The 17,430-nt window shown below is 38.9% G+C and carries 17 protein-coding genes; 7 read left to right on the plus strand and 10 right to left on the minus strand.

The window, feature by feature from the left end; all coding sequences use genetic code 11:
* The 4 genes from CXF64_RS07895 to CXF64_RS07910 all read right to left on the minus strand — a co-directional run bounded on the left by CXF64_RS07895 (position 1) and on the right by CXF64_RS07910 (position 3,867).
* Entirely contained in the window at positions 1-1,248 is a 1,248-nt protein-coding gene (locus CXF64_RS07895) for an efflux RND transporter periplasmic adaptor subunit (RefSeq protein WP_101216751.1), read from the minus strand.
* Positions 1,245-2,498, minus strand: a complete 1,254-nt coding sequence (locus tag CXF64_RS07900) for a TolC family protein (RefSeq protein WP_101216752.1) — start codon at positions 2,496-2,498, stop codon at positions 1,245-1,247. The genes CXF64_RS07895 and CXF64_RS07900 overlap by 4 nt, the downstream gene beginning before the upstream one ends.
* A 149-nt stretch (positions 2,499-2,647) precedes the next feature.
* Positions 2,648-2,968, minus strand: coding sequence for a hypothetical protein (locus CXF64_RS07905; protein ID WP_008135125.1), 321 nt, complete (start codon positions 2,966-2,968; stop codon positions 2,648-2,650).
* A gap of 80 nt (positions 2,969-3,048) precedes the next feature.
* Entirely contained in the window at positions 3,049-3,867 is an 819-nt protein-coding gene (locus CXF64_RS07910; protein WP_101216778.1) for an AraC family transcriptional regulator, read from the minus strand.
* Between the two features lie 112 nt (positions 3,868-3,979).
* On the opposite strand from CXF64_RS07910, the gene CXF64_RS07915 reads away from it, so the two are divergent.
* Positions 3,980-7,066 (plus strand): beta-galactosidase, encoded by a 3,087-nt coding sequence (locus CXF64_RS07915; protein ID WP_101216753.1) that lies wholly within the window; start codon positions 3,980-3,982, stop codon positions 7,064-7,066.
* A gap of 62 nt (positions 7,067-7,128) precedes the next feature.
* Here the strand turns inward: CXF64_RS07915 and CXF64_RS07920 are convergent, their stop codons facing one another.
* Both CXF64_RS07920 and CXF64_RS07925 read right to left on the minus strand, forming a co-directional pair.
* On the minus strand, positions 7,129-7,575 hold the full coding sequence (locus tag CXF64_RS07920) for a DoxX family protein (RefSeq protein ID WP_101216754.1): 447 nt from the start codon (positions 7,573-7,575) through the stop codon (positions 7,129-7,131).
* Between the two features lie 217 nt (positions 7,576-7,792).
* A complete protein-coding gene (locus tag CXF64_RS07925) occupies positions 7,793-8,938 on the minus strand; it encodes an iron-containing alcohol dehydrogenase (protein WP_007587207.1) in 1,146 nt (381 codons plus the stop codon).
* A gap of 184 nt (positions 8,939-9,122) precedes the next feature.
* Between CXF64_RS07925 and CXF64_RS07930 the strand changes: the two genes are divergently transcribed.
* Positions 9,123-10,007, plus strand: coding sequence for an AraC family transcriptional regulator (locus CXF64_RS07930; RefSeq protein WP_101216755.1), 885 nt, complete (start codon positions 9,123-9,125; stop codon positions 10,005-10,007).
* Positions 10,008-10,029: 22 nt separating this feature from the next.
* On the opposite strand, the gene CXF64_RS07935 is transcribed toward CXF64_RS07930, so the two are convergent.
* Positions 10,030-10,833 carry a hypothetical protein gene (locus CXF64_RS07935; protein WP_101216756.1) on the minus strand — a complete coding sequence of 268 codons (804 nt, stop codon included), beginning with the start codon at positions 10,831-10,833 and terminating at the stop codon, positions 10,030-10,032.
* A gap of 193 nt (positions 10,834-11,026) precedes the next feature.
* Positions 11,027-11,446, minus strand: coding sequence for a VOC family protein (locus tag CXF64_RS07940; protein WP_010554617.1), 420 nt, complete (start codon positions 11,444-11,446; stop codon positions 11,027-11,029).
* 273 nt (positions 11,447-11,719) lie between these two features.
* Between CXF64_RS07940 and CXF64_RS07945 the strand changes: the two genes are divergently transcribed.
* From CXF64_RS07945 to CXF64_RS07960, 4 genes are all read left to right on the plus strand, one after another.
* Positions 11,720-12,025, plus strand: coding sequence for a hypothetical protein (locus CXF64_RS07945; protein WP_007587218.1), 306 nt, complete (start codon positions 11,720-11,722; stop codon positions 12,023-12,025).
* Complete coding sequence (locus CXF64_RS07950) at positions 12,022-12,411, plus strand: hypothetical protein (protein WP_007587227.1); 390 nt, start codon at positions 12,022-12,024, stop codon at positions 12,409-12,411. Before CXF64_RS07945 ends, CXF64_RS07950 begins: the two co-directional genes overlap by 4 nt.
* Before the next feature lie 169 nt (positions 12,412-12,580).
* On the plus strand, positions 12,581-13,063 hold the full coding sequence (locus CXF64_RS07955) for a DUF3015 domain-containing protein (protein WP_024589733.1): 483 nt from the start codon (positions 12,581-12,583) through the stop codon (positions 13,061-13,063).
* A gap of 79 nt (positions 13,064-13,142) precedes the next feature.
* Positions 13,143-14,981 (plus strand): Lnb N-terminal periplasmic domain-containing protein, encoded by a 1,839-nt coding sequence (locus tag CXF64_RS07960; protein WP_101216757.1) that lies wholly within the window; start codon positions 13,143-13,145, stop codon positions 14,979-14,981.
* Positions 14,982-14,992: 11 nt separating this feature from the next.
* Here CXF64_RS07960 and CXF64_RS07965 read toward each other — a convergent pair whose 3' ends face one another.
* Together CXF64_RS07965 and CXF64_RS07970 are read right to left on the minus strand one after the other, a co-directional pair.
* The gene (locus tag CXF64_RS07965) at positions 14,993-15,814 is read right to left on the minus strand and encodes a sterol desaturase family protein (RefSeq protein ID WP_101216758.1); all 822 of its coding nucleotides are present in this window, start codon (positions 15,812-15,814) and stop codon (positions 14,993-14,995) included.
* Positions 15,811-16,257 carry an SRPBCC family protein gene (locus tag CXF64_RS07970; RefSeq protein ID WP_101216759.1) on the minus strand — a complete coding sequence of 149 codons (447 nt, stop codon included), beginning with the start codon at positions 16,255-16,257 and terminating at the stop codon, positions 15,811-15,813. Before CXF64_RS07970 ends, CXF64_RS07965 begins: the two co-directional genes overlap by 4 nt.
* 97 nt (positions 16,258-16,354) lie before the next feature.
* Here CXF64_RS07970 and CXF64_RS07975 point away from each other — a divergent pair, with 97 nt between their 5' ends.
* Positions 16,355-17,368: an AraC family transcriptional regulator gene (locus tag CXF64_RS07975; RefSeq protein ID WP_101216760.1), complete on the plus strand. Its 1,014-nt coding sequence runs from the start codon at positions 16,355-16,357 to the stop codon at positions 17,366-17,368.
* Positions 17,369-17,430 lie beyond the last annotated feature (62 nt).

Raw genomic sequence — 17,430 nt, forward strand, 5'->3', positions numbered from 1 at the left:
CTAGTGAGCGTGGCTTGCGCCGCTTTTTAAAATATCAGCTTTAATGACATAACTATTGTCTGTTACGTATTCGCTACCTGCGTTTAAGCCTGTAAGTACTTCTACCCACTCGCTATTTTTTGCACCTAAGGTAACGGGACGCACTTCAAATACATTATTTTTACGAACAAACACACTGGGTTGACCGTTAAATTCTTGAATTGCTTGTGGCTTAACACGCACGCTGGCATTTATTTTAGCCACACTTACATCGCTATTTATATGCATGCCTGGGCGCCAATGCCCGTCTGGGTTATTAAGCTCTATACGGGCACGCGCTATGTGCCCGCCAGTCATCATTGGGGCTATAAAAAACACTTTGCCTTGCGTATTTAAATGGTGATGCAAGTCGTACACTTTAGCGCTTTGACCAATGGCTAGTTTTTCAATATTTTCAGGAAAAGCAGATAACTCAACCCATACTTTATCAAGGTTAACTACCTGCATCAGTGCGCTGGTGCTTGCAAGCTCGCCACGCTTTAAGTATTGCTCGGTTACAACGCCGCTAATAGGGCTTTTAATAGGGTAGTTTTGCAGTGTTTCACGGTTGGTTACATTGGCAAGTACTTCGCCTTTTTTAACGTTTTGACCAATGCTTACAAAAATATCACTGATCAATCCGGCATACGGCGCCATTACTTCTACCGTGCCGTGCTGCGTTGGGGCAATAACGCCAAAAAGCGTATCGGTAATATCTACTTCACCACTTTGCGCTATCTCGGTTTTAATGCCTGCGCGCTCAATAGCTCGCTCTGTTAACGTGGTTTGCCCTTCGTGTTGATCGTACTCATAGCTAATGCTCTCACTGTTATAATTAGCAGTAACGGTAAGTGCAAACGAATGCGGTTCGTTAATTGATTGCGTGCTCACAAGATAGTCGCCCTCAGCTGTAAACTGTATATTTTGCGGGGCTTCAACTAAGCGCTTTAAACTCATTGTTATGTTTAAGTCGTTTATATTAATCGGCTGATTTTGCTTATAGCCGTATACGCGCAGCTCAACATTACCTGCAAATTCTTGCAATTTAAGCTCAAGGGTTAATTTAGGATCAGTTAATAAAAAGCCGCCGTGTGGACCTTGCTTTTGCTCGTGTTGCTCTGTTTCTTTATGACCTGACTCGCCATGCTCAGCAGAGGCAAATACATCTGTGCTTACAAAGCTGCTGGCAAACGAAAGTGATACTAGTAATGCGATTATATTTTTATTCATGATTGATGAGTCTCAATTAAAGATTGGCCTGTTAAACGCTCAAGAGTAAGTAGCACTTGGTACAGCTCTGCGTGAGTTGTAATAAGTGTGCGTTTAGAATCAAAAAGTGCTTGTTGAGCATCAAGTAATTGCAACACCGAAATTTGTCCGCGTTGATAACTTTTTAAGCTTTGCTCAATCAATGTTTGTGCCTGAGGAATAATTTCATCAGATAATAGCTTTGCCTGATTAGCTCGACCTTGATAATAAGCGTACAAAGTACGTACTTGCTGGCGTAACTGGATGCGCAATTGCCCTTGCTGCTCATTTAAAAGCATGAGCTGACTATTTGCAGCTGCAATATTTCCGCTATTTGAATTACTTAATTGCAGTGGCATAGAAAACGAAAACACTAATGAGCTGGAGTCGCTTTGTTGGTTATAGCGCACGCCTCCCCCTATATTAATATCGGTTTGTCCGTTTGCTTTTTGCAGTGTTAAGTTAGCTGTTTGCTGTAAATATTGCTGCTGTAATAATGCAAATTCAGGGGCTTGGTTAACCGCATCTAAAAGTGCTTGCGCTGATTTAAGCGCAGTAATTGCATTAATATTGCCAGCAAAAGTATCGTAGGGTTGCTCCTCACTCCACAGCTCGTTAAGCGATAAACTTGCTCGCTCAAATTCACTATTAAGCATGGCTTTATCAAGCTCTACTTGGCTAAGTGCATAACGCATGCGCGTTACATCAGCTTGCGACGCAGCACCCGCATTGGCTCTTTGTTCAATCGCTTTAAGCGCCTGGGTAACTACCTGTTTACGCTCGTTGTTTAAACTTAATAATGTTTGAAATTTAAGCCCTTGGTAGTATCGCTCAGCAGTGGTTGCTAATAAGGCTAAACGGGTATTTTGATACTGTATTGCTTGGGCTTTAATATTGGCGGTTGCGTAATTAATACGGCTTTGGCGCTTATCGCCCAGCTCTATTAGTTGGCTAAGCCCAAGTGTTATTTCAGCGCCTTGAATGCCACGCGCCTTGTTTGTGCCCAGTAAGTTTTCAGCTTCAATATTCAATACAGGATTAGGCGAAAGAGCAGCTTGAGATTTAAGCGCACTCAATATTTTTTGATGATAAGGGTAGCGTTTTAATACCAGATTTTGTTGTTCGGTATTACTCAGTGCCTGCTTAAGGGTTAATGTTTTAACATTCGCCAAAGTACTAAAAGCAGGTAGCGCGCACATTAGCGCCACCAGCATAATTGGTTTTTTATTCATATAGCGTGTCCGTTTTTTAACAAACAGAGTTAACTTAATCACTACGCCTATTTTAAAAACAAGCGCGATCAAGCAACCTAAATATGTAAATAACTAGCCTAATAGCGCACAAGCGCAGGCAGTTTTTACAAAGTATTTAAAATTAAAAGCTAGCTATAAAAATTTGGTGGCGGTACATCTGGCGGGTAATTTAACCCGTTATAACACGCAGGCGAAGTTGCTTTACTTTGCTCTGGGCTTATTGAATGGCTAGAGGTGCTGTTGTAGCCACAATGGCAATGTTGGTGGGCATGAATCTCGGTAGTTGATGTTTTATCGCTTTGGTTATCATCGGCTGTGGAGTCGCCTTGCGATAACGAACTGGTTACGTGATCAACGTCTTCTTGCAAATGATACGCAGCACCATCACAGCTAATAAAGCTATGTACAAGCACTAATAATATCACTATTAAAAAACGGTTTGAGCGCATTACCTACCTAAAACTCTAAAATGCAATTTAAGAAATCGCACAATACCTTAAATTTATTCAAATGTAGAGAGCCGCTAACGTTATTTTCTAAATTCGCTTGGCGACACACCTACCGACTTCTTAAAACGTTTGGAAAAATTAAAAATATTAGAGTACCCCACATAACTTGCCACATGCGAAATTGGCCAAGCCGTGTTTAACAGTAAGTTTTTAGCTCGCTCAATGCGTAAATAAATAAGTTGTTGTATTGGACTTTTACCAAATTGCGCTTGGCATAAACGATGCAAATGCGGCGATGAGTAATGCACATGTTCGCACATTGCCTCTATTGTCCAATCAAACTGCAAGCGCTTATCTACCTCTTCAAACAGACTAATTAAACGATTATGCGCCGCACCCTGAGAGTTATTTTGCAGCGTAGCATTTAAGTAATGACTTAAAATAGGCGTTACGCTTTCGCGTAAATTAGCATTGGGCTCGCTGTATAAAAGCTCCATAGCAAGGTGTAACGGCTCAAGTTTTTGCTCGGTTAATACCAATGCTTGCGCTAAGTTTAAATGCTGCCAACGTTTAGTATTTGCAAGGTTTAACCAAATAACATCCCAATATTCAGCATCAATTTTCACTTCAAAGCTTTGCTTTGCTGGTAGCACAATAAGTGTATTGGCATTAAGTGTGTACTGCTCATTTTGTGTTGTTAATTTACCCTGCCCTGCAAGCGTATAAAAAAGTGTATGTTCTAGCGGTGCTGAGCGTGCTACACAATAACGACCCGATAGGTTTGAGCAACCCGCAAGTGCTATTTCAAGGTTTGGCATTTGCGCGAGCGTTTGTGAATCAATAAAGCGTTCTATACAGCGCGGACCAATATCGAGTATGTCTTTAATGTTATAGCGCATAATTACAATGATAGTTTTGGATAAATAAAGGAGAGCTTTAAGCATAACCCCTGTGATTATTTTTAGCTATATTTAGCACATAATAATTGCCCGCTTATGCAATAGGATAAACATGACCTCTTTACAGCATATAATTAATCGCCGCGATTGGGAAAACCCAATTTCAGTACAAGTTAATCAAGTAAAAGCGCACAGCCCACTCAATGGTTTTAAAAGCGTTGAACATGCTCGCACCAATACACAGCCACAAAAACAGTGTTTAAATGGGCAATGGGACTTTAAATTATTTGATAAACCCGAAGCGGTTGATGAGTCATTGCTAAGTGAAACACTAAACAGCGACTGGCAAAGCATTACAGTGCCTTCTAACTGGCAATTACACGGCTTTGATAAACCTATTTACTGTAATGTTAAATACCCATTTGCAGTTAACCCGCCTTTTGTACCAAGCGATAACCCTACAGGCTGTTACCGCACTGAATTTAATATAAGCGAAAGTCAGCTAACTCAGCGTAATCATATTATTTTTGAAGGCGTTAACTCGGCGTTTCACCTGTGGTGTAACGGACAGTGGGTGGGTTATTCACAAGATAGCCGTTTACCGAGCGAGTTTGATTTAAGCGAACTGTTAGTGGCAGGCACTAACCGCATTGCCGTTATGGTTATTCGTTGGAGCGATGGCAGTTATTTAGAAGATCAGGACATGTGGTGGCTAAGCGGTATTTTTCGCGATGTTAACTTACTTACAAAACCACAAAACCAAATACGTGATGTGTTTATAACCCCCGATTTAGACGCTTGCTATCGCGATGCAACGCTACATATAAAAACGGCGATTAATGCGCCAAATGACTATCAAATAGCAGTGCAAGTTTTTGATGGCGAACAGGCGCTATGTGAGCCACAAATTCAAAGTACTAACAATAAACGTGTTGATGAAAAAGGTGGCTGGAGCGATGTTGTATTTCAAACAATTGATATACAAAGCCCTAAAAAATGGACCGCCGAAACCCCTTACTTATACAGCTGTGTTGTAAGCCTGTTAGATGAGCAAGGCAACACTGTAGATGTAGAAGCCTACAACATTGGCTTTAGAAAAGTAGAAATGCTTAACGGGCAGCTTTGCCTAAACGGCAAGCCGCTACTTATTCGCGGCGTTAACCGCCACGAGCACCACCCTGAAAACGGTCATGCAGTTACTACCGCCGATATGATTGAAGATATTAAGCTGATGAAGCAAAATAACTTTAACGCCGTGCGTACTGCTCACTATCCTAATCATCCACGTTTTTACGAGCTATGTGACGAGCTAGGTTTATACGTAGTTGATGAAGCAAATATAGAAACACACGGCATGTTTCCTATGGGGCGTTTAGCGAGCGATCCGCAGTGGGCTGGTGCATTTATGTCGCGTTATACGCAAATGGTTGAGCGCGATAAAAACCACGCCTCAATTATTATTTGGTCACTAGGAAACGAATGCGGACACGGTGCAAATCATGATGCCATGTACGGCTGGTCAAAAAGCTTTGACCCCTCTCGCCCAGTGCAATACGAAGGCGGCGGCGCAAATACAACGGCTACCGACATTATTTGCCCAATGTACGCCCGTGTAGATACCGATATTAAAGACGATGCGGTACCTAAATACTCTATTAAAAAGTGGCTAAGCCTACCAGGTGAAACTCGCCCGCTTATTTTATGTGAGTACGCCCATGCAATGGGTAATAGCCTAGGTAGCTTTGACGATTACTGGCAAGCATTTAGAGAATATCCGCGCTTGCAAGGTGGCTTTATTTGGGATTGGGTAGATCAAGGTTTATCTAAAACTGACGAAAACGGTGAACATTATTGGGCTTACGGCGGCGATTTTGGTGATGAACTAAATGACCGTCAATTTTGTATAAACGGTTTATTGTTCCCAGACCGTACGCCGCACCCTAGCCTGTTTGAAGCTAAATATAGCCAGCAACATTTACAATTTACATTGCGCGAGCAAACTAAAAATCAATACAGCATTGATGTATTTAGCGATTACGTATTTAGACACACCGATAACGAAAAACTGGTTTGGCAACTAATGCAAAATGGCATATGTGTTGAGCAAGGCGAGCATGTACTTAATATTGCCCCGCAAAGTACGCACACGTTAACTATTAAAACTAAAACAGCGTTTGAGCAAGGTGCGCAATATTACCTTAATTTAGATGTAGCATTAGTTAACGACTCACACTTTGCAAACGCTAATCACGTTATGGATTCAGAGCAGTTTAAGCTTATAAATAGTAACAATTTAAGCAGTAAGTCATTTGCATCAGCTACAGAGCAAAGCGCTATAAGAATTAATGAAACCGACTCTCAACTAAGTATTGAAAACGATAAATTTAAACTTATTTTTAGCAAGCAATCAGGGCTTATAGAGCAGTGGTTACAAAACGATACTCAGGTTATTAGTAGCCCACTGGTTGATAACTTTTATCGTGCCCCACTTGATAACGACATTGGTGTAAGCGAAGTAGACAATCTAGACCCCAATGCATGGGAGGCTCGTTGGTTGCGTGCAGGTATAGGGCAATGGCAGCGCACATGCAGCTCAATTCACGCAGTGCAATCAAGCGTTGATGTACGTATTACTTGTGTATTTAATTACGAATTTAATGGCGTGCTACAGGCTCAAACACAGTGGCTATATACACTAAATAATACCGGCAATATTAGCTTAAACATTGACGTGCACTTAAACGACACTCTGCCGCCAATGCCGCGTATAGGGCTAAGTACAACGCTTAACAAGCAAAGCGATACAAAAATAAACTGGCTAGGTTTAGGGCCTTTTGAAAACTACCCAGATCGCAAAGCCGCAGCACGTTTAGGTTATTACAGCTTGAGCTTAAATGAGCTACATACACCGTATATATTTCCAACTGATAATGGCCTGCGTAGCGATTGCCAATTGCTGAGTATTAATAACTTAACTGTAACTGGCGCGTTTTTGTTTGCAGCCAGCGAGTATTCGCAAAGTACGCTAACGCAAGCAAAACACACTAACGAACTAATTGCTGATGATTGCGTACATGTACACATTGATCATCAGCATATGGGTGTAGGTGGCGATGATTCGTGGAGCCCAAGTACTCATAAAGAGTATTTACTTGAGCAAAAGCAGTACAGCTATTCTTTAACTTTTTCAGCTAAATAATTTAGTAGTTAACCTACAAAAATAGCGGCCAAATTGGCCGCTATTTTTCTAATTAAAAAACTCTATTTTTTAGCGAGTTTTTTAGCTAATACGTTATCAAGCGAAAAGCTTCCCGCTCCTTGAATTGCTAAAACTACAGTTACTACAAGTAACGTTAATGCGTATTCATAGCCATTGTTTGCCATAAATAAGCCATTACTAATATGTACGCTAAAAATAGCAATCATCATAGTAAAGCCGGCAACTACAGCAGCTGGGCGAGTTAACAAACCAATTGCTAATGCAATGCCACCAAAAAACTCAGCGCTACCTGCCATCATTGCTAACCAATAGCCAGGCTCTAAACCAATACTTGCCATCCATTGACCTGTACCTTCAAGCCCGTAACCGCCAAACCAAGCAAATAGTTTTTGTGCACCATGCGCCGCTAAAATAAGGCCAACTGGTACTCGTAAAATTAATGCTGCTACGCCTGCTTTTGAGCTAAGTAATGTGTTTAGTAATTTCATGAGTTTAGTCCTGTTTTAATTTATTTAATCGTTAGATTTTTTCTAACCGTTGAGCACAGTTTACTATCATCATTAAAAAACATTAATACAGACTTTATTGGTTAATTAGCAACGCAGTATTTATAATAAACCATAAAAAAACCGCCAACCTAAAGGTTGACGGTTTTTTATTAACGCTAAAACTTAGTATATTTAAGTAAGCGCTTAGCTTTGAAAATTAAGCAACTGCTTGCTCTAAAATTTCGCGGCTTTCTTTAAGCGTAATAGCTTGGTTTTCACCAAGTGCTAGCATGCCGTGTGCTTCAAGTTTGCCAATAATATTGTCAATAGCAGCGGCTTTATCATCGCCATGTTCAGTAAGCTGGGTCGCTACGTCAAGGCTGTGGTAAAACGCTTCAATTGCTAAAATTGTTTTCTCAGCTAAGTCGTCAGATTGCTCAAGACCAAATACGTTTTTACCCATTTGCTCTAGTTTTGCTTTTTTAACTGCAAATTGGTTGCGTAGTAAAGAAGGCTGAACAATAGCAAGTGAACGAGCATGATCAACGCCGTAAGCAGCTGTAAGCTCGTGGCCAATCATGTGTGTTGCCCAATCTTGCGATACACCAGAACCAATTAAACCATTAAGTGCTTGGTTAGCTGCCCACATAAGGTTTGCACGCCATGCGTCGTCTTGGTTTTCAAAGTTATCGCCCAGTGTTTTAAGCGTTCTTAAAAGTGCCTCTGCGTAACCTTCTTGAACCAATGCTGTTTCAGGGAATGTTAGGTACTGCTCACAGGTATGTACCCATGCATCTACTAATCCATTCACAAGTTGGCGCTGTGGTAATGTTTTCATTACATCAGGGTCCATAATCGCAAATTTAGGAAGTACTTCTGGTGATGCAAACGGTAGTTTTTGCTTTGTTGCTTCTTTGCTCACAACTGAGTTTTGGTTAGACTCTGAACCCGTTGCAGGCAATGTTAATATTGCACCAATTGGTAGTGCGCTAGTAATAGTGTGCTTACCAGTAGGAATATCCCAACCTTCGCCATCATAAACTGCAGATGCTGCAATGTATTTAACGCCGTCGATTACTGAACCGCCGCCTACACCTAGTACAAAGTCGATGCCTTGTTCTTTACAAATTTTTACTGCTTGGTCTAATACTTCAATTGTTGGGTTAGCGCCAACGCCCGAAAACTCTACCCAGTCAAAGCCTTCAAGTGCAGCAGCAACTTGGTCGTACACGCCGTTCTTTTTAATTGAACCGCCGCCGTACACTACAAGTACTTTTTGATCCTTTGCGATCAAATCAGTTAGTGAGGCAATTTGTTCTTGGCCGAACTGGATAAGTGTTGGGTTTACGTAGCTAAATTTCATTATTTTGCTCCTAGGTGACGGTTAAATACTAAATATAATGCTTAGTTACTAACTAAGCTAAACTTCAATGAGTGCATATTAGTGGCAAAACAAACATAAAAAAAGCCCAATAACTCGCAAAAGCTTGCCTAAAACTGTCAAGATTGATATTTTACGCAAAATTCGTACGATAGTAGATACTTTAATGTCCTCAATAGCCAACATGATGCAAAAATTCGCAGAGCACAATAATTTACTTAACTTTGAAGGCAACATGGAAACCATTATTCCAGGTGTGTATTTTCATCGTGCAAGTAAAAGCTCGCCGCGCCAGCCTCTTATATATAACCCAGGTATTATTATTGTTGGGCAAGGACATAAGATAATTCATTTTCCTGATCATCAAATAAAATATGGTGAAGGCGACTACCTTGTTTTAGGTGTACCTGTGCCACTTGAATGCGAAGCTTTTACCGATAACAACCTGCCTGTTATGGGTATTGTGATAGATATAAACCCGGTAATGTTACATAAATTAGTAAACCAAATTGGTACACATAAGCCATTCACTACTGGGCAAATGAGTGGGGTTCAATCGGCTAAAATAGATGGCGCAATGGAGCAAGTAACCCACCGCTTACTTAGCGTGCTTAATAACCCTATTGAGGCTGATGTTTTTGGCGAAGATATAGTAAAAGAATTGGTATATCGTGTACTTTGTGGTCCACAAGGACATACTTTAATAGGGCTTGCTATGCATGATGGGCATTATGCGCGTATCGCCCGTACGCTCTCAACTATGCACAGTAGTTATGCCAATCAAATTACAGTTGAGGGGTTGGCTGAAGATGTAAACATGAGCGTATCGTCGTTTCATCGTGCTTTTAGGCAAGTTACGTTTGAATCCCCTCTACAGTATTTAAAAAAAGTACGCTTAGCTAAGGCTAAAGAGCTCATAACCACTAGTGGAAGTAAAGCCAACGAAGCTGCATTAAAGGTTGGCTATACCAGCCCATCGCAATTTAGCCGCGAATTTAAACGCCACTTTAATAAAACCCCCAGTGAAATGTTAATTCAACTACATAACTAGGTAATGGCTTTAGATATGTAAGTTAACCGAGCGAGTCAATCTTAAGCACTGCTTTTTTGGTGTTTAGCATAACTTGCTTGGTAAATTGGCTAAAAATAATAGTAAATAACGTTGAGAAAATGGCAGCTGTTGCGTACACCTGCCAAATCATAAAGTTATGTTTTAACATAAACGCAATCACCGCAAAAAATACACATCCACCTAATGAACCAATAATACCGCCATTAAGAATTTTAAACGTTGAGGCTTGTTTGTCACTAAAATGGGCAACACTGCCCATTACCGCCAAAATAACCGGAAAGGTAGATATTAACCCGCTCCATGCAGACCCTATATGCTGCGATATAAACGTAACAAGCACGATAAAGCTCGTCACTAATATCATTTTTACCGGAAGCTCCCAGCGGGCATTTAATGGTTTTGCATCAACTGATATATTTAGCTTTGTAGAGATAATAGTTAAACTGAGTAAAATACAAAGCGAAACCACACTCGCCACAATAATATTCACTGGTAAAAATAAAGTAATAACGCTAAATACACACCAAATACTCAACGCTGTAAAAAGCGATTTAAGCATTCCAAACCTTCGTGATACAACCAAGTAACTAAAACAAAATAAGCCTATACCGCTCATACCATAAAGAGAGGCCACCGCTGAGTTAGCTGCAAATAATTTACCTTGCTCTAATGCTATAAAATAAGAAATAGGCCCAGAGGTAATAGGCAAGCCAGGAATTATGCCGCTAACAAAACTACCAAAGCGTTTTTGGGCGAATGTTATTAGTAAAATAAGCAAAGGTGCAATTATGAGTTTAAGCAGCATAAATAACAATAAAGTATGAGAATTGAAATTAAGTCTACGTGTCTATACCTACATTGTAGAGTGAATAAAAATCATGTATGTAGCGTAATTTTTTTTACCTGTAAATATTAACTAATTTATCAAAACACTGATTAATAGTTATAAAAAAACCACTTATTAAAGTGGTTTTTTAGCTTAACTTAAACAACAGCATTTATACTTTTTTAAATAAAACCTCTGGATTTACCATGGTTTTCATTTCAAGCACATTGCCATTTGGATCTTCAATAAAAAACGTTTCTTGCTCAAACTCATCACCAATAAAACGGCGATATGGTTTATCTAGGTATTCAATACCCGCATCTTCAATACGTGTTTTTAACCCGTTAAATTCATCTTCAGATAAGTGAATCCCAAAGTGAGGTACCGCTACAGCTCCCATATCAACATCATGGCGAACTGTTGGTAAGCGCTCAACACTCTGGTGCAAGGTAAGTTCATTACCCCAAAAATCTATATCTACCCAGCGACCTTCTTCACTGTTACCCGTTTTACAGCCTAGTACGTCACAATAAAACGCTTTAGCCACTTTTAAATCGCCAGCCGGAATAGCCAGATGCAAACAGTTAGACATAAATAACCCTTGGTTAACACTTTAATACATTAAATTATCGCCATTATACATAACTTGTGATTTATAGAACATTAACAGCGGCACTATTAAGCATATTTAATACCTAAAAGCCGTTTAAAAAACACGCTTTTAAAGTTTGTAATTACTTATAACATTTATTTGTTAGAGAGTATTAGAAAGCGCAAAAGGATTAGTTTAAAATGCGCCGCTATGATTAAATTCTTATTTTTAAAATTCATCACTTTCTTTTTAGGCTTTGTAGCTTGCTTTGCTATGCACACTACTTTTGCATTACCTTTAGTGATTTCTGCTGCGCTAACGGGGCTTATTGGCTCGTTTATTCCTTTTCCTGCACATTATAAAAACCATCCGTATGCTGCAATTTATGCTGGTAGCTTTGCAGGCATGTGTTCAACTCATTTAATTACCAGTTACTGGGAAATTGCTATTATTTCGCTTATTGGCTCAAGTTTGTATGTGCTTACTATGAATATGTTTACAGGTTTTGGTGGCAAGCTTGGCAGCGTAGCTTTTGCAAGCGTGGCACTTTTTGTATTAGCCAAAGGAATTGTATTATGAGTATTGAATACCCATTACTTGTACTGCTTGGGGCTTTTTTAACATTTTATTTAGCTAAGCATAGTCGCTTTGACGGGGTTAGAGCGTCGTCTTCACTTTCTATTATTGCTTATTTAATTTTTAGCGCTTTAAATTTGAACCCCGATTTATACGCAATTGTATTTTTTGGCGGCACATTCATAGGTATGAGCGCCCCACATCGATTTGGTATTTATACTGTAGCAAGCTCATCTATTTTGTTTTCAATCTTATTTGAATTCCTTGTACCAAAACTTGACGGCTATGGCGGTGCATTGGGTATTAGTGCATTTTTATCTGTATGTATTTGCCATACTTGTATTTTATTAGGTGCCCCAAGAAGTAAAAAACCGCCACCAGTTCAATAAAAAGTGGAAACTAGGCTGATTTTTATCCTGACATTAACTTTAATATATTTAAAAATTAGAGTGTAAAATATTCATGTTTTAGCCTGTTCCTTTTTTCTGCAAGTCTGTTAGAATCTTCCGCGAACTTTATTTACCCTAAATAAAGACAATCATATATGGATTTATGAAAATGAAAAAACTAATCGCAGTAGCAGCTCTATCTTTACTTCCTTTCTCAAACGCAATGGCTGACCAAGATATTGGTTGTGGTCTTGGTTCTATGTTATTTGCTGGTCAGCAAGGTAAAGGCGTTAAAATTTTAGGCGCTACAACAAATGGTACATCTGGTAACCAAACTTTTGGTATCACTTTTGGTACTCTTGGTTGTGATGGTACTGGTACAGTAACTTCTTCAGAAAAAATCGCTTTATTCATTGACGGTAACATGGAGCAACTTGCTCGTGATATGTCAAAAGGTGAAGGCGAAACTTTAGCTACTCTAGCTGAAGCTTGGGGTGTTGCAGATCAAGATAAAGCAGCGTTCAATAAGCTTGCTCAAGCACAGTTCTCTTCAGTATTTACTTCTGAAAACGTGACTTCACAAACAGTTTTAGAAAACCTAAACACTGTTCTTGCAAGTAACGCACAACTTGCTTCTTATACTCTTTCTTAATCAGCTAAATTAGCCGGTTTTATACGTATAAATAAAGCCGCTGGAGTATTTCTCTAGCGGCTTTTGTAATTTAGTGATTATGAAAAAAATATTATTTGGTTTACTGCTCGCTCTTTTTAGTACTTACTCAAACGCTCAAAGTATTGAAACAAATACATTAGCAACACACCCTTACTGGCTTAAATTAGGTCACTACCGCTTGGCCACATTAGGCGATTGGAAAAGTGAAGTAGACAGTGCTGAGTTTTTTTTATCTCCTGTAGGTAAAACAAGCCCATATGACGAACTTAAAGCCACTATAGCCGCATTTAGTGGTAAAAATACTGACCCAAAAACAACACAATATCGTTGTCAGTTTCCTGCACGTTATAAATGGCTAAAAACAAAAATTGAAAATAACTGGCCCGAACTTAATTGCCCAGAGCTACAGGCGTGGCAAAAAATAATAAACCCTAAAGGGGTTACGTTAGTTTTTCCAACTGCATTTATGAATAGCCCATCATCAATGTTTGGCCACACTTTACTTCGTATTGATGCAAAAGATCAGACTCGCCATAAAGAGTTGCTCGCGTTTGCCGTTAACTTTGCAGCAGAGCCTAATGGCTCAGACAACGCAGCCATGTACGCATTAAAAGGCTTGATTGGCAGCTACCCAGGTAAGTTTTCGCTTATGCCGTACTATAAAAAAGTACGCGAATATAATGATTTAGAATCTCGTGATATTTGGGAATACAAACTTAATTTATCAGAGCTACAGGTAGAGCTTATTTTATTGCACTTGTGGGAGCTACAATTAGCTACATTCGATTACTTTTTTATTGATGAAAACTGCTCTTACCAATTACTTGCATTATTACAACTTGCACAAGAGGACCTTGATTTAACATCGTCATTTAATATGCAAGCTATTCCATCAGATACCGTTGCAGTACTAAGAAATAACAACTTATTACAAACACCTAATTACCGCCCTGCTTTTGGTACTAAGCTTTACCATTACTCTACTCAAATGACTGACGAACAACTTGATGATGCAAGAGAGTTAATGCAAGGTGGCTCTCTCAATACTCGTAATTACTCACAGTCGCAATTAGTCGCTATATTAGAAATGGCGTATGAATGGTTAAATTTTAAATTTTACGATAAAGCGTTAAATCGTGAAGAAATTGCCCCGCGACTAACTAAGCTACTCCTAATGCGCAGCAAATATAATGTAGCTTCGCCATTTACTAAGCCAAACCGCCCTATTGCTTCCCCAGAGCAAGGTCATGGTTCTTCTAAAGTATCGCTAGGTAGGGTACAAAATAATAACCAAGCAAACCTTACAAATTTTGGCTATAGGCTTGCGTATCATGACTTACTAGATAGGCCAGAAGGTTTTATAGCGGGTGCACAAATTAGTTTTTTTGATTTGGAAGCCGCTATTACTGACGAAGGAAATGCAGATATTGAACATTTTTACTTATTAGATGCTATGTCGCTTGCACCCGATAACCGCGTATTTGATAGCTGGTCGTGGAACTTTAAAATGGGCTTTGACCGACAACCAAGTGACAATAAACGTTTAGGCCGCTTTTTTACAAAAGGAGGTTATGGTAAATCTTATGGCGATCCTAATAATGTACACGGCTATATTCTTGGTCAATTTGAGCTAAATACAGGCGATATAACCGACCAACTTAGTACTGGAATAGGCAGCGAAGCCGGTGTAATTTGGCAAATAAACAATAACCATAAACTCGCTTTAACTGGCAATATATTATGGCTAACTGATAACGCAGCAAGTAAGCACAGCGAAATAGCTATAACATGGAATTACGCTGTTTCTCGCAATGTATCGCTGCGCAGCAAAGTACAACATGCTCAATGGCATAGCCATAATTCATCAATGAGTTTAGCTATGCAGTTTTACTTTTAACTTTCTCAATATTATTTATATTTAATGCTACTTGTAGGGTAGCCAAAAAGCACTCTACATTTAGCTTTTATTCCCGATGCCTTATAAACACTTTTCAATAAGTGCTCCCACTGATGAAACGTAATAACGACTGGGTTATCGCTATTAAGCTGCCCTATAATGCCGTATTTACAAGGCTTTGATTTATCTTCTTCTACAAAGGTGCCAAATAACTTATCCCAAATAATAAGTACACCTGCAAAGTTTTTATCAAGGTAACCTGCATTTATTGCGTGATGCACTCGATGATGCGAAGGCGTATTAAATACTTTTTCAAACCAGCCTAACTTACCCACTATTTGAGTATGTACAAAAAATTGATACGCCAAATTTAATGCAACCACGCTAAATACTGTTAGCGGTTCAAATCCAATTAAAATCATAGGTAACCAAAACACCCACATACCGGCTACGGGGTACATTAAGCTTTGCCTAAATGCGGTGGTGAAATTCATTTTAGTTGAGCTATGGTGCACCACATGTGCAGCCCACAACCAATGAATATGATGCGATGCTTTATGAAACCAATAATATAAAAAATCTTGCAGTAAAAATGCAAATGCAATACTTAATACACTCACTTCAATATCAAACAATCTATAGTCATACAACCAATTAAATAAAGGCATTAACAGCAGTAACGCAATAGCATCTGCGCCTTGGTGTAATAGCGCTAACACTGTATTTGCTAGGCTATCTTTTATGTCGTAATAGCGCTTAAACTTAATAAACTCACAGCAAACAAATATCAAAAATAACGGGCTAAGAGCGAGCAAAATAATTTCTGAGTTCATACTTTACCCGCCAAAAAATAATTATTTAAATTGTTTAACGCTTGGGTTATATCTTTTGTAATAACATATTTAAGTAATGCATTTGGCATCCACCATGGAGCTGAGCAGCTTATGCAATAGTTAAGTTCGGTAACTAAAGTATTGATGTCTTTATTTGCAGTGAGGTATATATCGCCTCGATGATTAGCTACTGGTTTATCGCCTACTATTTGGTAACTGATCTGATTTTGATCGGCACTGATTATTTGCTCTGAAAAAGTTATTTTACCTATTTTCACTTGCCTAACAGATCCTTTTCCGCCTTCTATTTGCCCTTCGTCTTGTGCTTGTAGCAGCGTAAATTTGGCATTAAAAAATCGATGCAACTGTTGATGATCCAATAGTGTGCTTATTATTTGTTTTGGCTGTGCATTAAGCGTTTGTTTTATTGTTATAAGTATCATTTTTACAGCAAGAGGTTATTAGGCATTCAACTAGCATATAAAAATTTAACGTGGCAAACTTGCTAATACACGACTATTTTTTAGCTTTAGATGACAAATGCACACATTGGCTGATCATTACTTTTCAAGTATTCTTGATTACTTACAAGCGCAAGGCATTAGTACTAAAACGGCTTTGCACGCTATTAGCTTTGACGAATTTAGTAATCAGCGTACCCATCAATTAGCGCCGCGTATTAGTTTAAATAGTTACAATGCCTTATTAGTTTATGGCAAAAAAACACTTAACGATCCTCTTTTTGGTTTTACCCTAGGTCAGCAAATTCGCACTGCTGACTACGGCGTTTTAGGTTACTTAATTGAATCAAGCGATAACTTAAGCAGTGCCATTAAAGCATTGTTAAGCTACGACAGCTTGGTGGCTGATATTGGTAAAGCCAAGTTTGAACTAAATACTGATACAGCAACTATTCGTTGGATTGCTCACCAAAGTTGTAATGAGCATGTTGTTTTACGAAACATGACCGCGTGGGTAAGTGTAATTCGCCAGTTAATAAATTTAACGCTTTCGCCAAGTAGTATTAGTTTCACTTATAATTGGTTGCCATCGCAAAGGCGCGCCCTTGAATCATGGTTTAAATGCCCTGTAATAAGCAGTGCTGAATATAATCAAGTTAGCTTTCCGAGCCATTATTTAACGCTGCCTTTTAAAACTGATAACGCCATTATTAATTCTACTTTTAAGCAATTGTCAGAGCAGCAACTCTCTAACTTTAAAAGCCAGCAGTGTATTGACGATAAAGTTAATCAGTTACTTACAGCTAAAACTACCTTGCAAAACTGCAACCTAATAGGCATAGCTGATGCGCTTAATTTAACACCCCGAACGCTACAACGACGCTTAAAACAACAAGACTTAACCTTTGCTCAGCTACTTGAAAAAGAACGTAAAAAACGTGCAGATACATTAATAGCCAGCATGCCACTTGCTGATTTATCTAATATTTTAGGATTTAAAGATCAAAGCTCTTTTAATCGCGCATTTTTACGCTGGCATAAATGCTCGCCATTACAATTTATAAAATACAAAACAGCAAGTACAGCCAAGTAAATGCAAATTATTTACGTTATATAAACATAATATATATATGTTTTAGTTAATACTCTCTACAC

Source organism: Pseudoalteromonas sp. GutCa3, from assembly GCF_002836155.1.
Lineage (GTDB): Bacteria > Pseudomonadota > Gammaproteobacteria > Enterobacterales > Alteromonadaceae > Pseudoalteromonas > Pseudoalteromonas arctica.

Excerpts from the sequence above, each read along its gene's own strand:
- CXF64_RS07935 (WP_101216756.1), bottom strand. The coding sequence starts at position 10,833 with ATGCTGCTTAAACTCATAATTGCACCTTTGCTTATTTTACTAATAACA.
- CXF64_RS07975 (WP_101216760.1), top strand. The coding sequence starts at position 16,355 with ATGCACACATTGGCTGATCATTACTTTTCAAGTATTCTTGATTACTTA.
- CXF64_RS07905 (WP_008135125.1), bottom strand. The coding sequence starts at position 2,968 with ATGCGCTCAAACCGTTTTTTAATAGTGATATTATTAGTGCTTGTACAT.
- CXF64_RS07955 (WP_024589733.1), top strand. The coding sequence starts at position 12,581 with ATGAAAAAACTAATCGCAGTAGCAGCTCTATCTTTACTTCCTTTCTCA.
- CXF64_RS07930 (WP_101216755.1), top strand. The coding sequence starts at position 9,123 with ATGTCCTCAATAGCCAACATGATGCAAAAATTCGCAGAGCACAATAAT.
- CXF64_RS07960 (WP_101216757.1), top strand. The coding sequence starts at position 13,143 with ATGAAAAAAATATTATTTGGTTTACTGCTCGCTCTTTTTAGTACTTAC.
- CXF64_RS07920 (WP_101216754.1), bottom strand. The coding sequence starts at position 7,575 with ATGAAATTACTAAACACATTACTTAGCTCAAAAGCAGGCGTAGCAGCA.
- CXF64_RS07895 (WP_101216751.1), bottom strand. The coding sequence starts at position 1,248 with ATGAATAAAAATATAATCGCATTACTAGTATCACTTTCGTTTGCCAGC.
- CXF64_RS07940 (WP_010554617.1), bottom strand. The coding sequence starts at position 11,446 with ATGTCTAACTGTTTGCATCTGGCTATTCCGGCTGGCGATTTAAAAGTG.
- CXF64_RS07900 (WP_101216752.1), bottom strand. The coding sequence starts at position 2,498 with ATGAATAAAAAACCAATTATGCTGGTGGCGCTAATGTGCGCGCTACCT.
- CXF64_RS07925 (WP_007587207.1), bottom strand. The coding sequence starts at position 8,938 with ATGAAATTTAGCTACGTAAACCCAACACTTATCCAGTTCGGCCAAGAA.
- CXF64_RS07945 (WP_007587218.1), top strand. The coding sequence starts at position 11,720 with ATGCACACTACTTTTGCATTACCTTTAGTGATTTCTGCTGCGCTAACG.
- CXF64_RS07970 (WP_101216759.1), bottom strand. The coding sequence starts at position 16,257 with ATGATACTTATAACAATAAAACAAACGCTTAATGCACAGCCAAAACAA.
- CXF64_RS07965 (WP_101216758.1), bottom strand. The coding sequence starts at position 15,814 with ATGAACTCAGAAATTATTTTGCTCGCTCTTAGCCCGTTATTTTTGATA.
- CXF64_RS07915 (WP_101216753.1), top strand. The coding sequence starts at position 3,980 with ATGACCTCTTTACAGCATATAATTAATCGCCGCGATTGGGAAAACCCA.
- CXF64_RS07910 (WP_101216778.1), bottom strand. The coding sequence starts at position 3,867 with ATGCGCTATAACATTAAAGACATACTCGATATTGGTCCGCGCTGTATA.
- CXF64_RS07950 (WP_007587227.1), top strand. The coding sequence starts at position 12,022 with ATGAGTATTGAATACCCATTACTTGTACTGCTTGGGGCTTTTTTAACA.